Consider the following 14,651-nt stretch of genomic DNA (forward strand, 5'->3'; position numbering starts at 1 on the left):
TGAGTATGCCCGCAACATGGCGGGTAATGGCTGTATAGAATCTCAGGAATACCACAAGAAAGCAGGGAAGCGTATGACCCCATTCGTACATTTGCACGTGCATAGTGAATACAGTCTGCTCGACGGGGCTGCGCGTATCCAGGATCTGGTGAGCCGTGCAGCGGAGAATGGCATGACATCGCTGGCGCTGACCGATCATGGCGTGATGTATGGAGCCATCCCGTTTTACAAAGCTTGTTTACAGCACGGCATTAAGCCGATTATTGGCTGTGAAGTTTACTATACCGCCGGTTCGCGCCGTGAAAAGGCAGCGCGTAAGGATCAGCCGATTCATCATCTGCTGCTGCTGGCAAAGAATGAAATTGGCTATCGGAATCTAATGAAGCTGTGCTCCATTGGGCACCTCGAAGGCTTTCACTATAAGCCCCGCATTGACGGGGAAGTGCTGCGTGAATATCACGAAGGTATTATTTGCCTAAGCGCCTGTCTGGGCGGCGAGATTCCACAGCATCTGCTGAACAATGAACCGGAAAAGGCAAAACAAGCTGCCCAGCGGTATCTGGATATTTTCGGTGAGGATTTCTATATCGAATTGCAGGATCACGGTTTGGCGGAGCAAAAGAAGGTCAATCCACATTTAATCCAACTAGCACGAGAATTGAACATTCCGCTTGTTGCAACGAACGATGTGCATTATTTGACCGAAGATGATGCCAAAACGCAGGATGTACTAATTTGTATCGGTACAGGCAAAACAGTGGACGACGAAAGCCGTTTGCGCATTCCGACCAACCAGTTGTATCTGAAAACGGGTGAGCAGATGAGCACGCTGTTCCCACATGTACCGGAAGCGACAGCTAACACCGTCGTCATTGCCGACAAATGTCAGCTGACCATTCCGCTCGGTCAATCGCTGTTGCCGTCGTATCACCCATTGCCAGAAGGGATGGATGCTGCTCGTTATTTGGAGCAGCTATGCCGCGAAGGATTGGAACAGCGTTATCGTGATAGCGAGCTGTGGAATGCACCGGAACAACGTGCCGAGCTGGAGCAACGCCTACAATATGAGCTGTCCGTCATCTGGAATATGGGCTTTGCTGATTATTTTCTGATTGTATGGGACTTTATGAAGTTTGCCCATGAAACAGGGATTGTGACTGGACCGGGCAGGGGATCGTCCGCAGGCAGCCTTGTCGCGTATGTATTGCGGATCACCAATGTTGATCCGATTCGCTACAAACTGTTGTTTGAGCGCTTCCTTAATCCAGATCGCGTTTCTATGCCGGATATTGATATCGACTTTAGCGATCTACGACGGGATGAGATGATCGATTATGTGGTAGGCAAATATGGACGTGACCGAGTCGCTCAGATCATCACCTTCGGAACATTGGCTGCGCGCGCCGCCGTACGCGATGTTGGACGTGCGCTCAATGTGCCATACTCCGATACAGACCGTGCTGCCAAGCTAATTCCCGCACAGATTGGTGTAACGATTCAGCGTGCGCTGGATCAGGTATCTGAGCTGCGCGAACGTGCTGATAAATCGCCAGCAGTGAAGGAATTGATAGAGACCGCGCTCAAGGTGGAGGGCATGCCGCGTCACGCCTCCACCCATGCCGCAGGCGTCGTCATTTCCAGCGGTCCACTGACCGATGTGGTGCCATTGCAGGAAGGAAGCGAGCATGCGGTGCTGACTCAGTATGCGATGGAGAATTTGGAAGCCATTGGTATGCTGAAAATGGACTTTCTCGGACTACGCACCTTGTCCATCATCGAGCGCTGTCTGGATTGGATCAAGGAACAGACAGGGGAAGTGATCGACTTTGATCAGATTCCGATGGATGATCCCCTTACTTACAAAATGCTCAGTCAGGGCGACACGATGGGCGTCTTCCAGCTAGAGTCGCCGGGCATTCGCCGGGTGCTGCGCGATATGAAGCCGAGTGAGTTTGAAGATATTGTCTCGGTCAATGCACTGTATCGTCCGGGTCCTATGGACTTTATTCCGCGCTATATCGAGGGCAAGCATGGCAATATCACAGTAGAGTATCCGCATCCTGATTTACAGCCGATTTTGGAAGATACGTATGGAATTATCGTGTATCAGGAGCAGATTATGCAGATTGCTTCCTTGATGGCAGGATTCTCGTTAGGGGAAGCCGATCTGCTGCGCCGTGCCGTTTCCAAAAAGAAACGCGAGGTGCTGGATCAGGAGCGTGCTCACTTCGTGGAAGGCAGTCTCAAGCAAAATTACAGCGAGCAGGATGCCAATGTAGTGTACGATATGATCGTTCGCTTTGCCGATTACGGTTTCCCGCGTGCCCATGCGACCGCTTATGGCGTACTGGCGTTCCAAACTGCCTATCTCAAGGCTCATTATCCGGTACAATTTATCGCCTCCATGCTGACCGCCGTGATGGGCGTGCATCGTAGAGTCGCGGAATTTGTACTGGAATGTCAGCGTATGGGAGTCGAGGTGCTGCCACCTGACATCAATCAGAGCGGTGTAACCTTCACTCCGGTGCCAGATGAGTCCAAGTCGAGCGGTGGGCATATCCGTTTCGGTCTCGGTGCAGTGAAGAATGTCGGTACACAGGCGATTAGCAGCATGATCAAGGAACGCGAAGAACGTCCGTTTGACAGTCTGGTCGACTTTTGCCGACGGGTCGATCCGAAGGCGTGCAACAAGCGCGTCATCGAGTCGCTCATTCAGGCAGGAGCCTTTGACAATCTGCCGGGACACCGCGCTCAGCTGCTGCAAATGCTAGATGAAGTGATCAAGGAAGCAGCCAAATGGCGCAAGGAGCGCGAGGAGCTACAGATCGAGATGTTCGATTTCGATCTGGGTGAGAAGCCAAACTGGGAAGTATCGTACCCGGATGTGCCGCCATTTAGCGCAGCGGAACAGCTAGAGTTTGAGCGCGAGCTGCTCGGATTGTATCTGTCAGGTCATCCGCTCGACGATTATGAACAGCCGATTGAACAATCTGGTCTGTCCCGCTTGATGAATCTGCATGAAGCCGAGGACGAAAGTCTAGTCGCGGTTGCGGGCATGGTCGTTTCGCTCAAGGCGATTACAACCAAGCAGGGCAAAGCGATGGCATTTATGGAAATGGAAGACCAGATCGAAAAATGCGAGGTCGTCATGTTTCCCGAAACGTGGCGCAAATGCCGCGATCTCGTCGATAAAGGCGTGCTGCTAATTGTACGCGGTCGTCTGCAACAGGAAGACGAAGGCTTCAAGCTGCTGGCAGAGGAAGTCATGCCACTAACCCCAGATAATACAGTGGAAATGGCGGAAAAGGTCAAACAACGTATCCAATCCGCTCGCAGTAAAAAGACAGCGTCATCCAGCAGTACAACCGGCAATCGCTCGTCTACGGCTGCGGCACGTTCCATCGCCCGCACCTCTACAGCGGACGGCGGAACTGCATCCTCACGCAATACGGCATCGTCTACCGCTGAGCGTAGTGCAGCCGCAGTAGTGGACGCGTCGAAGCAGCATGTATATATCAAAATTACGAGCGAAGCGCAGCGTGCTGGCAAGCTAGAGCAGCTCAAGCAATTGTTCGCCGATCATCCGGGTCAGCTCGGTACGATCCTCTTTTATGAAGAATCGCAAAAGCTGTTTGATCTGAGCGGCAGCTACCGCATCAAGCCATCTCCCGATCTGTTTAAGAAAATGGAGCAGATGTTAGGCGACGGCACAGTGCGTGTAAAATAAAAAAGTAAGTTCTTTCGCAATCCCGTTTGAGTATAAAAACACCAGTAGAATCCCTGCTGTGTCGGCAACACTCCCAATCGATCCACCGCTCTCCTATGAACGGTGGATCGATTTCTCATCATGTCTCTTTGTTGCGGCAAAAAAGTGTGGTATGGTATCATTATCCCATTATGTGGGCTTCGGCCCGTCCGTTTGACTATGGTTCATGTCATTTACTAAAAACAAAGCACATTCATAAACTGGGGAATAAGTATACGTCTGAAGAGGTGTAGTTGTGTTTAGAGATTTATTCCAGAAGAAAAAAAAATATGCGACCATTCCTTCACAACGCTGGAGTAATGAGCCCGCATCAGATGAGCAGCCACAGGAACGCCCGAAACGTGAAATTCCCGAAGGCCTAATGAACAAGTGCAGCAAATGCGGCACCATTCATTACAGCAAGGAACTGGAAAAGAACCTGAAGGTATGCAGCAACTGCGGTTATCATATGCGTCTGAACGCGATTGAGCGTATCGTTATGACCGTAGACGAAGGTAAGTTTACCGAGTTCGACGCGGGTATGGAATCTGTCGATCCGCTGAACTTTCCCGGCTATGCAAAAAAGCTAGAGCAGCAGAAGATGAATTCCGGTCTGCGCGATGCAGTGATTACAGGTCAAGGTGAGATTGATGGTCATCCGGTCATTTTGGCTGTGATGAGTTTTGACTTTTTCAGTGGCAGTATGGGTTCGGTTGTCGGCGAGAAGATCACCCGTGCCATTGAGGCGGCGGATGAGCGCAATTTGCCATTGATCATGTTCTCGACCTCCGGTGGAGCGCGTATGCAGGAGAGCATTATCAGTCTCATGCAGATGGCGAAGACGAGCGCGGCATTGGCGCGTTTTCAGGAAAACGGTGGACTGTACATATCCGTCATCACCGATCCAACTATGGGCGGTGTGTCCGCCAGCTTTGCGATGCTTGGCGATGTGATTATTGCTGAGCCAGGTGCATTGTTCGGTTTTGCCGGTCGTATCGTTATCGAGCAGACGATCCGCCAGAAGCTGCCTGACAATTTCCAGACAGCCGAGTTCAATCTGGAGCACGGACAACTCGATATGGTCATCAACCGTAAAGATATGAAGTCCATGCTGGGCGATTTGCTGGACTATCATACATGGAAAGGGGGATTTTGAGTGGCAGGAGAGATGCCTTTTGAAATGCCTCTCGTTGAATTGCGCAAAAAGATCGACGAGCTGAAACAATTTGGTCAGGAAAAAGAAATCGATTTTACCGATGAAATCAACCGTCTGGAAGAGCGCTATCGCCAGATGGAGGGTGAAATCTATACAAATATTAGTCCCGCTCAGAAAATGCATCTAGCGCGCAATCAGCAGCGTCCAACGACGCTGGATCTGATCCCGCTGATCTTTACTGATTTTATCGAATTGCATGGTGACCGTATGTTTGGCGATGATCTAGCGATTGTCGGCGGACTGGCGCGTCTGGACGGCAAACCTGTGACCATTATCGGTCAGCAGCGCGGTAAGGACACCAAGGACAATATTGCCCGTTTCTTCGGCAGCCCGCATCCAGAAGGGTTCCGTAAATCGACCCGTCTGATGAAGCAAGCGGAGAAATTTGGACGTCCAATTATTACATTTATTGATACCAAAGGTGCGTATCCGGGTAATACAGCAGAGGAGCGCGGCCAGTCGGAAGCAATCGCCCGCAGTTTGTGGGAGATGGCGAAACTGCGTGTGCCTGTCATCTGCGTCGTTATCGGCGAAGGCGGCAGCGGCGGCGCACTGGCAATCGGCGTGGGTAACCGCGTCCTGATGCTGGAGCACGCTATTTACTCGGCAATCTCGCCAAACGGCGCTGCTTCGATTCTGTGGAAAGACGCTTCCAAAGCCGATCAGGCAGCAGAAGCGATGAAGATTACGGCAAACGATCTGCTGGAGATGGAGATCATCGAAGCGATTATACCGGAACCACAGGGCGGAGCACACAAGGACTATGAAGCAACTGGTACAGCGATTCGTAGTGAGCTGCTGAACCAGCTGCATCAGCTATCCGGCATGGATGCTGAATGCCTTGTCGAAGACCGTTACCAGAAATTCCGCAAGATCGGCGAATTTGTCGAGAACCAGGTAATGACTAGCTTTGGTACGACCAATCAACAAGAGCAGCAAAAGGAACAAGCCACCGATTCCGTATCGGCGGCGGGGGAAGACGATCAGAAGCTGTCCCCAGTGACCACTGCCTTTCATAACGACGATTCGACCGATGCACTGCCTCACTAAGCATCGGTTCATCGCCACGTAATCAAGCATGCCGTCCATGCCTCCCGGCAGGGAAGGTGATGGGCGGTTTTCTGTTGTGCAGCTGCACACGCTCCGCTCCAAAGGCAGATTCAGGGCACGGCGGGATAAATAATGTCCATCCCCTGTATACAAAACGGAGAATTTGTAGTACATTTAGTTGTTGGGGCCTGTTGTCTGTCCGATAACAGGTTATGTTGGAAAACAAACAATAGAGAGACCTTGAAAACGGAGGAAACACATTATGCGCAAAACTAAGATTGTATGTACGATTGGACCGGCAAGTGAGTCCCTAGAGAACACGAAAAAGCTGATCATGGCAGGCATGAACGTTGCCCGTCTGAACTTCTCCCACGGTGACTTTGAAGAGCACGGCAACCGTATCAAAAACATCAAACAAGCCAGCCAGGAACTGGGTAAAACCGTAGCTGTCCTGCTGGATACCAAAGGTCCGGAAATCCGCATCGGCAAACTGAAGGAAGAACCGATTGACCTGGTTCAGGATGAATACATCACGCTGACTACCGAAGAGATTCTGGGTGACCAGCATCGTCTGACTGTATCGTACAAAGACCTGCCGGGCGACGTTGAAGTCGGCTCTACGATCCTGATCGACGACGGTCTGATCGGTCTGAACGTTGTACAGGTACAAGGCACTGAGATCAAATGCCGTATCGTCAACGGTGGACAAATCAAAGGCCGTAAAGGCGTGAACGTACCAGGCGTGAACATTTCCCTGCCGGGCATCACGGAAAAAGATGCAAACGACATTATTTTCGGTATTGAGCAAGGTGTAGACTTTATCGCTGCTTCCTTCGTTCGTAAAGCAAGCGATGTACTGGAAATCCGTGAACTGCTGGAACAAAAAGGCGCAAAACATGTACAAATCATCTCCAAAATCGAAAACCAACAAGGTGTCGACAACCTGGACGAAATTCTGGAAGTGTCTGACGGCCTGATGGTTGCTCGTGGTGACCTCGGCGTAGAAATCCCAGCTGAGCAAGTACCTTTGGTACAAAAACAAATGATCGAAAAATGTAACCGTGCTGGTAAACCGGTTATCACGGCTACACAAATGCTGGATTCCATGCAACGCAACCCGCGCCCAACGCGTGCAGAAGCAAGTGACGTGGCGAACGCAATCTTCGACGGTACCGATGCAATCATGCTGTCCGGCGAAACGGCTGCTGGTAAATACCCAGTAGAATCCGTACTGACAATGGCTCGCATCGCTGAAAAAGCAGAATCCGCGCTGAACTATCGCGAGATTTTCCTGAAACAAAGCCATGCACAACAAACAACAGTAACAGAAGCAATCAGCCAATCCGTAGCTAGCTGCGCAATGGATCTGAATGCAACTGCGATCATCTCTTCTACAGAGTCCGGTCATACCGCTCGCGTTGTTGCGAAATACCGTCCACAATCCCCAATCATCGCTGTAACAACAAACGACCAAACGATGCGTCGTCTGTCTCTGGCATGGGGCGTACACCCGGTTAAAGGTACACAGGCTCATTCTACAGATGAACTGTTCCAAGTAGCACTGCAAGGTGGTAAAGATTCCGGTTTCCTCAAAGAAGGCGACCTGGTCGTGATCACAGCAGGTATTCCACTGGGTAAATCCGGTTCTACGAACCTGATCAAAGTCGCACAAATCGAAGCGTAACATCTTCATTGTGCATATAGCATAAGCAAAAAAGCAGTGGAGCTTATCCATTGCTTTTTTTGCTGATTGTCCGTACCATCGTCAGGCAAGGAGGAAGAATCATGGCGAAATTACAATTGAATCTGCCCAGTGCATGGCATGGCATCGCCTTCCGTGTACGCTATCAGGAGAACGATCCGATGGGCGTTGTATACCATACGAATTATTTGAATTGGTTTGAGCTGGGACGTACGGAGATGATCCGTGATCTTGGCTTTCGCTACCGCGATATGGAGCAGGCGGGCGTACTGCTGCCGCTGGTGGATGCGTCCTTATCGTATGGACATCCGGCGCGGTATGACGATCGGGTAGCGGTGTACACACGTATCGTGAACTTTTCGCGGCTGCGCATTGATTACGAATATCGCATTCATTTGCTAGATGAGCAGGACGAGCAGTCGGTAGGTGATGCGTCGTCCTCACGTCAGCGTCCTGTCTTTGCAGACGATGCTAAGCTGCCCGGCAAGCATCTGACCAGCGGAAGTACCCGGCATGTGTGGGTTAGCCGCGAATTTGTACCTGTGCGGCTTGATAAAGTATTGCCAGAGCTGTATGATGCACTTGTAAGGTCTTTGCAAGTGTAGAGAGGAGAGGTACCACTTGAAGAAATGGATTGCTGCACTAATCATCATTGTGCCACTCCTAGAATGGTACGTTTTTCTGCAAATGATTCAATGGATCGGCGGCTGGAATACGCTGATTCTCCTTATACTGACATCGCTGATTGGTGTCGTCATGATGCGGTTTGAAGGTCGCAAAGTGCTAGAGGATACAAAGGCATTGATCAATGCCCATCAGCCACCGGGTCGTAAAATGCTGGATGGATTATGTGTATTCATTGGTGGGATCATGCTTGTACTGCCGGGCTTTGTACTTGATGTGATCGGCTTTACGATTGTATTTCCACTAACCCGTCCGCTGTACCGCAATCTGCTGATGAAATGGATTGAGAAGCGAATGAAGAACGGTTCCATCACCATTTACCGTCCGTAACACGGCGAAGAATTGCAATACAATAAGCCTATCCTGATACGCGGAGTAGAATCCGCTGAGCATCAGGATAGGCTTTTCTTTTACATAGAAATCGTTAGAGAGAATGAACTTGGGAATATGAATATAGTCCATTCATAGACTAAAATAGTCCAGTCATACGTCTAATCATGCCTCGCTAAACGGTAGCTACAGCCAATCAGCTCACTCGACCATTTACAATATAATTGCGTAGATCGCGGAAGACATTGGCGCGGTTGAGCGCTGCAACGAATACGAGGGTAACCGGACCGATGATCAAGCCAAGCGCACCGAATAATTTGAGCCCGACAAACATACTGATTAGCGTTGCTAATGGATCAAGACCAACATTGCTCGCGAGAATCTTCGGCTCCATAATCTGGCGTACAATCAGCACCACAATATAAAGTATGCTCAACCCGATCCCCAGTCCCACATCATCACTCATCAAGCTGTAGATCGCCCAAGGCACCATCACAATACCGACACCAAGATACGGTAGCAGATCGACCAGTCCAATGAGTAGACCGATCAACAGCGCGGATTGTACATTGAGGATAAACAGACCGATAATCACGATTATGCCAGTGATGGAGATCAGAATAAACTGGGCTTTGACATAACCGAATAGTGCTTTTTGCAGATCGTTCCAGATAGCGATGGATGGCTGACGAATCGCAGCCGGGAACCAGCCAGACACGATGCGGGTATGACGCTCCCAGCTATTACTGATAAAGAATGCCGATAGCACCACGACTACGATAATCCATGCAAAATTCGGTAGTGCCGTGAGGAAGGATAGTAGGTAATTCAAAATGCTGGTGACGATGCCACTGACCATACTGGTCAAGCTTTGCGTCGTCTGGTGCAGATTGTCATTAATCGCACCCTGCGCTGGTGTTTGCTTCAAGAAGCCGCTAATTTGGTCAATGATGGACTGAATGCGGTCATTTTGCGTCCAACCGACGAATAGCTCACGCCAATTGTCGATATGCTCATTGAACGTTTCCATTAAGGTAATCGTTTCCTGCACCAAGCGTGTGACGAGCAGTGATAGCAGAGCAAGCAGACCGCCTACATAAATAAGCAGCGAAATGGAAACCGCTAGCCAGCGAGGGAACCGTAGCCGCTTTTGGAACAGCCGCACGAGCGGATTCATCGCGTAAGCAAACAGCCAGGCAAGCAACAGCGGATATAGCAGTGGAAACAGATAGCGCACCGCAATACACGTCAACACGATCGCTACCAGCACCCACAGCCCCCGTAAAATCCGGTTGCGGATGATTGTATTCAAATGGCTCGCTCTCCTTACTGTTCATATCACCGTTATGTAACCGGGTTCATATTATGAGTTAAACGATACCATAGAGATTTGAAACGAAGAGGAGATTTAGGCATGAAATCTTTTCCTTATTTTATGTCGTTATTTCATAAAAAAGAAATAATATTCATTTTATGGATTATTTTCCGATATAAGAAAGTGGTAGCTTGCTAGCTATAGCTCCTACATTCCAAATACGGAAAGGAAATGAATGTTAATGAGTACACAACGTTTGAAAATGATGACAGGTTTTGCAATGGTATTGGTACTTCTGTTTAGCTGGATAATGCCGTCTTCGGTACACGCGGCAGATACTACTACAGCGGTGAAGCGAATGGTGTTTTCTATACCTGCCAATACATTTTGTGATCAATCGCATCTGGTAGAGTTATCGCTCAATGTCACCAACCTCGGAATGAATGAGCAAAAAGTGAAATTGGATTTTCTAAAGGCAGATGGCACAGCTTTTCAAACAGCAGGAACTACATATAATGGAATGACATCTGAACTGGTTCCGGGCTCCAGTGTAGCTGTAGCAGCAGGGCATGCTTCGACATATCATTTTACATTTGGAGGTCAAACGAATAATTGTGGGGATCGTCCATTTACTGGTATATTCACGACCAGTGGTTCAAGCAATGCAGAGCTAATCGCCTCTGGGTTCGTAAACAGCTCGTTGTACAGTGTACCGATCATTGTGAATGGTGGAATGGAATGGTTGTCTGCTCCACAGAGTTCCACTACAGAACCTACTACACCAACGCCTACACCCACTCCAATCAATCAACCGATTGATCAGTGCAGCATCAAGCCTGTCAACTCGCTCATCCATGCGATGACTACGAATCAAGATGTATATGGAAAAGCCAGCTCTAGCAGCTATGACACATTTTGGGATACACAAGCTTATCGCGCATTTGATAACAGTTGTTCACCATTCTCAACCAAAAATGGCGAAGTGAAGGGCTGGTTAAGTTATGAATTTAACGATGCCAAAACGGTAACATCGTATTCTATGCAAATGAAACAAAACGATAGTCAATATGGATTTGCTCAATCGCCAAACTCTTGGATATTTGAAGCATATGACGGTAAAGCATGGGTGACGCTAGACAGCCAGACGGGAATCAAAAGCTGGACAATTGATAAAGCAAATGTATATAACATTTCGAATACCGTTTCCTACAAGCAATATCGCATTCGCTTTTTAGAAAATAATGGTGGCAATCTGGTTTGCATCAGTGAACTAGGCATGATGGGTTATTGAAATAAAATTCAATTTTATGTATTTTTATGAATTATATTATTTTTCTACAGATGTAGTAAAAGTAAGTTATATATGGAAAAATAGCCGTATTATCGCTCTTTGGAGCAACATGTAATATTTTGTTTGGGAAAGACCGATCTGCATAAAAAGGATCGGTCTTTTTATTTTTGATAGATTGGTATACAATAGAGTATCGGCGAATTTGTGAATAAAAGCGGGCAGATAATCTTGTAAAGGCTTACAAAAAATAATTTATCAAAAGGATAAAACATTTTGATATACTACTGATCTTCACTTTTGTTCACAAGTCCGTCAAAATAAAGTATGATGATATAAGGTTCTTGGAAGGTTAATGACAGGTGTAAGGTCCGGCAACCTCTGAATACCCTCATTCCTGTATACTATTATCTTCATAATTTTAACATTTTTAAAAATGTAAATGTTTTCATTAACAAATTGGACAAACTTCAAGAGTCGTTTTGCAAAGGAGAGAATCACATGACAGCTACCAAAGGTTTGGAAGGCGTTGTTGCAGCAAGCTCATCCATTAGCTCCATTGTTGATGGAGTTCTAACGTACCGCGGGTACGATATTGATGATTTGGCTGTAAACGCTAGCTTTGAGGAAGTCGCCTATTTGCTCTGGTTTGGTAAGCTGCCAAATCAGAACGAGCTTGACCAGTTGCAAAAAGATCTGGATAAATATGCAGTACTGCCGGATGCGCTTATTCAGCAAATCAAACTGTACCCATCCGATATGAACCGTATGGCAGCACTTCGCAGTGCGATCTCGGCGCTGGCTCTGTATGATGAGCAAGCGGACGATATGAGCACCGAAGCCAACCATCAAAAAGTCATCAAATTGCAAGCACAGCTGCCAGCAATCGTTGCTGCCATTGGACGCATTGCCGAAGGCAAAGAGCCAGTTGCGCCACTGAAGGGCGTATCTATCGCGCATAACTTCCTGTACATGCTGAACGGCACTGAGCCAGAAGCAACAGCGATCAAAGCGCTAGATCAAGCACTTGTGCTGCATGCTGATCATGAATTGAATGCTTCGACTTTTGCTGCGCGTGTTACTGTGGCAACGCTGTCGGACATCTATTCTGGTATTACATCCGCGATTGGCGCGCTGAAGGGTCCACTGCATGGTGGTGCCAATGAAGCGGTTATGAAAATGCTGGAAGAGATCGGTTCGCCCGATAAACTCGAAAGCTATATTCAACAAAAGCTGGATAACAAGGACAAAATCATGGGCTTCGGTCACCGTGTCTACAAAAACGGCGATCCGCGTGCGAAGCATCTGCAACAGATGTCGCGTGAGCTGGGTGAGAAGAACAATGATCTGACCCTGTACGAGATGAGCGTGCGCATTGAAGAATTGATCAATGAGCGCAAAGGATTGAAGCCGAACGTAGACTTCTATTCTGCATCCATGTACACCATGCTGGGCATTCCGCGCAATCTGTTTACACCGATCTTCGCGATTAGTCGTGTATCTGGATGGGCTGCTCATATTCTGGAGCAATATGAAAACAACCGGATCATTCGTCCGCGTGCTGAATATGTAGGTCCTACAGATCAACACTACAGCCCAGTGGAGTCCCGCTAAGGAAGCAGCGTTTGCTATACGTTTTCATAGCAAACACGCTCTGTATGAATTCCGACTTTTCATTATCTTTCAGTGTCTGCTAAAATAAATACAACCGTTATTTGGAGCGCATGTCAGTGATATCCTTCATAGCATATGTCTTTGGACGTATGCACGCAGGAACAGGCAGAGTTTACACGATACGATGTGATCATTGGGCGAAGCAGGAATCATTCCGTTACCCCGTATGATCACACCGCAGTGAGACGGGAGGTTGTCAGGCACAGGCCGACAGCCCCTGTGGAATGCGCTGCTGCCGACATGTATCCCCAACTAGACGGAATTGGTCAATACCCCGGTCATACTGCCGCAAGGCACAATCCGGACATATGACGTATCACCAAATAGAACCGAGGAGGAACTTACATTATGCCGAACTTCGAAAAGTACGAACTGCCAACTTCCGGTGAGCAAATCACCATTCAGGATGGAAATCTGCAGGTGCCAAACAACCCAATTATCCCTTTCATCGAGGGTGACGGTACAGGCCGCGATATCTGGAAAGCTTCCGTACGCGTACTGGATGCAGCAGTAGACAAAGCATACAACGGTTCCAAAAAGATTGCTTGGTACGAAGTATTCGCCGGTGAGAAAGCGTTTAATACATACGGCGAATGGCTGCCTGCGGATACGCTGGAAGCAATCCGCGAATATATCGTAGCGATCAAAGGTCCACTGACTACGCCAATCGGCGGTGGTATTCGTTCTCTGAACGTAGCACTGCGTCAAGAGCTGGATCTGTACGTGTGCCTGCGTCCTGTACGCTACTTTGACGGCGTACCTTCTCCGGTTAAACGTCCTGAGCTGGTAGACATGGTTATCTTCCGTGAAAACACAGAGGACATCTATGCAGGTATCGAGTACCAAGAAGGCACAGAAGAAGTGAAAAAAGTGCTGGAATTCCTGAAAAACGAAATGGGCGTTAACAAAATCCGTTTCCCAGAAACATCCGGTATCGGTATCAAACCAGTATCCGAAGAAGGCTCCAAACGTCTGGTTCGCGCGGCTGTACAATACGCAATCGACCACGAACGTAAGAGCGTTACACTGGTACACAAAGGTAACATCATGAAATTTACAGAAGGCGCGTTCAAAAACTGGGGCTACGAAGTCGCTGAAGCTGAATTTGGCGATAAAGTATTCACATGGGCGCAATACGATAAAATTAAAGACGAGCAAGGTACAGATGCTGCGAACGCTGCTCAAAAAGAAGCGGAAGATGCAGGCAAAATCATCGTGAAGGATGCGATTGCTGATATCGCGCTGCAACAAGTACTGACTCGTCCAGCTGAATTCGATGTCATCGCAACGCTGAACCTGAACGGTGACTATCTGTCTGATGCACTGGCTGCACAAGTTGGCGGTATCGGTATCGCACCGGGCGCAAACATCAACTACGTAACTGGTCACGCGATCTTCGAAGCAACGCACGGTACTGCACCGAAGTATGCGGACAAAGACGTAGTAAACCCGGGCTCCGTTATCCTGTCCGGCGTTATGCTGCTTGAGCACTTGGGCTGGCAAGAAGCTGCGGACCTGATCTACAAAGGTCTGGAAACATCGATTAACAACAAAACGGTTACTTATGACTTCGCTCGTCTGATGGATCAAGCGACAGAAGTAAAATGCTCCGAGTTTGCTGACAAAGTAATCGAAAACATGTAGGAG

Annotated in this window: 10 protein-coding genes; 9 read left to right on the top strand and 1 reads right to left on the bottom strand. The window is 48.5% G+C overall.

Annotation, left to right across the window (positions count from 1 at the left end; translation table 11 throughout):
* Positions 1–73 precede the first annotated feature (73 nt).
* The 6 genes from ABXR35_RS03620 to ABXR35_RS03645 all read left to right on the top strand — a co-directional run bounded on the left by ABXR35_RS03620 (position 74) and on the right by ABXR35_RS03645 (position 8,727).
* Positions 74–3,727 carry a DNA polymerase III subunit alpha gene (locus ABXR35_RS03620; protein ID WP_367055557.1) on the top strand — a complete coding sequence of 1,218 codons (3,654 nt, stop codon included), beginning with the start codon at positions 74–76 and terminating at the stop codon, positions 3,725–3,727.
* A 274-nt stretch (positions 3,728–4,001) separates the two neighbouring features.
* Complete coding sequence (accD, locus tag ABXR35_RS03625; protein ID WP_367055560.1) at positions 4,002–4,901, top strand: acetyl-CoA carboxylase, carboxyltransferase subunit beta; 900 nt, start codon at positions 4,002–4,004, stop codon at positions 4,899–4,901.
* Entirely contained in the window at positions 4,902–6,011 is a 1,110-nt protein-coding gene (locus tag ABXR35_RS03630; RefSeq protein WP_367055563.1) for an acetyl-CoA carboxylase carboxyltransferase subunit alpha, read from the top strand. It abuts the gene before it with no gap.
* 262 nt (positions 6,012–6,273) lie between these two features.
* Positions 6,274–7,695 carry a pyruvate kinase gene (gene pyk, locus ABXR35_RS03635; protein WP_367055566.1) on the top strand — a complete coding sequence of 474 codons (1,422 nt, stop codon included), beginning with the start codon at positions 6,274–6,276 and terminating at the stop codon, positions 7,693–7,695.
* Between the two features lie 101 nt (positions 7,696–7,796).
* Complete coding sequence (locus ABXR35_RS03640; RefSeq protein WP_367055569.1) at positions 7,797–8,318, top strand: acyl-CoA thioesterase; 522 nt, start codon at positions 7,797–7,799, stop codon at positions 8,316–8,318.
* 16 nt (positions 8,319–8,334) lie between these two features.
* Complete coding sequence (locus tag ABXR35_RS03645) at positions 8,335–8,727, top strand: FxsA family protein (protein ID WP_367055572.1); 393 nt, start codon at positions 8,335–8,337, stop codon at positions 8,725–8,727.
* Between the two features lie 196 nt (positions 8,728–8,923).
* On the opposite strand, the gene ytvI is transcribed toward ABXR35_RS03645, so the two are convergent.
* The gene (ytvI, locus tag ABXR35_RS03650) at positions 8,924–10,039 is read right to left on the bottom strand and encodes a sporulation integral membrane protein YtvI (protein WP_367055575.1); all 1,116 of its coding nucleotides are present in this window, start codon (positions 10,037–10,039) and stop codon (positions 8,924–8,926) included.
* Between the two features lie 244 nt (positions 10,040–10,283).
* Between ytvI and ABXR35_RS03655 the strand changes: the two genes are divergently transcribed.
* The 3 genes from ABXR35_RS03655 (at position 10,284) to icd (ending at position 14,648) form a co-directional block, all read left to right on the top strand.
* A complete protein-coding gene (locus ABXR35_RS03655; protein ID WP_367055578.1) occupies positions 10,284–11,333 on the top strand; it encodes a hypothetical protein in 1,050 nt (349 codons plus the stop codon).
* A gap of 498 nt (positions 11,334–11,831) precedes the next feature.
* A complete protein-coding gene (locus ABXR35_RS03660) occupies positions 11,832–12,944 on the top strand; it encodes a citrate/2-methylcitrate synthase (RefSeq protein ID WP_367055581.1) in 1,113 nt (370 codons plus the stop codon).
* Positions 12,945–13,352: 408 nt separating this feature from the next.
* Positions 13,353–14,648, top strand: a complete 1,296-nt coding sequence (gene icd, locus ABXR35_RS03665) for an NADP-dependent isocitrate dehydrogenase (protein WP_367055584.1) — start codon at positions 13,353–13,355, stop codon at positions 14,646–14,648.
* Positions 14,649–14,651: the final 3 nt, after the last annotated feature.

The organism is Paenibacillus sp. JQZ6Y-1 (assembly GCF_040719145.1).
In the GTDB taxonomy this organism is placed as follows: Bacteria; Bacillota; Bacilli; order Paenibacillales; family Paenibacillaceae; genus Saccharibacillus; species Saccharibacillus kandeliae.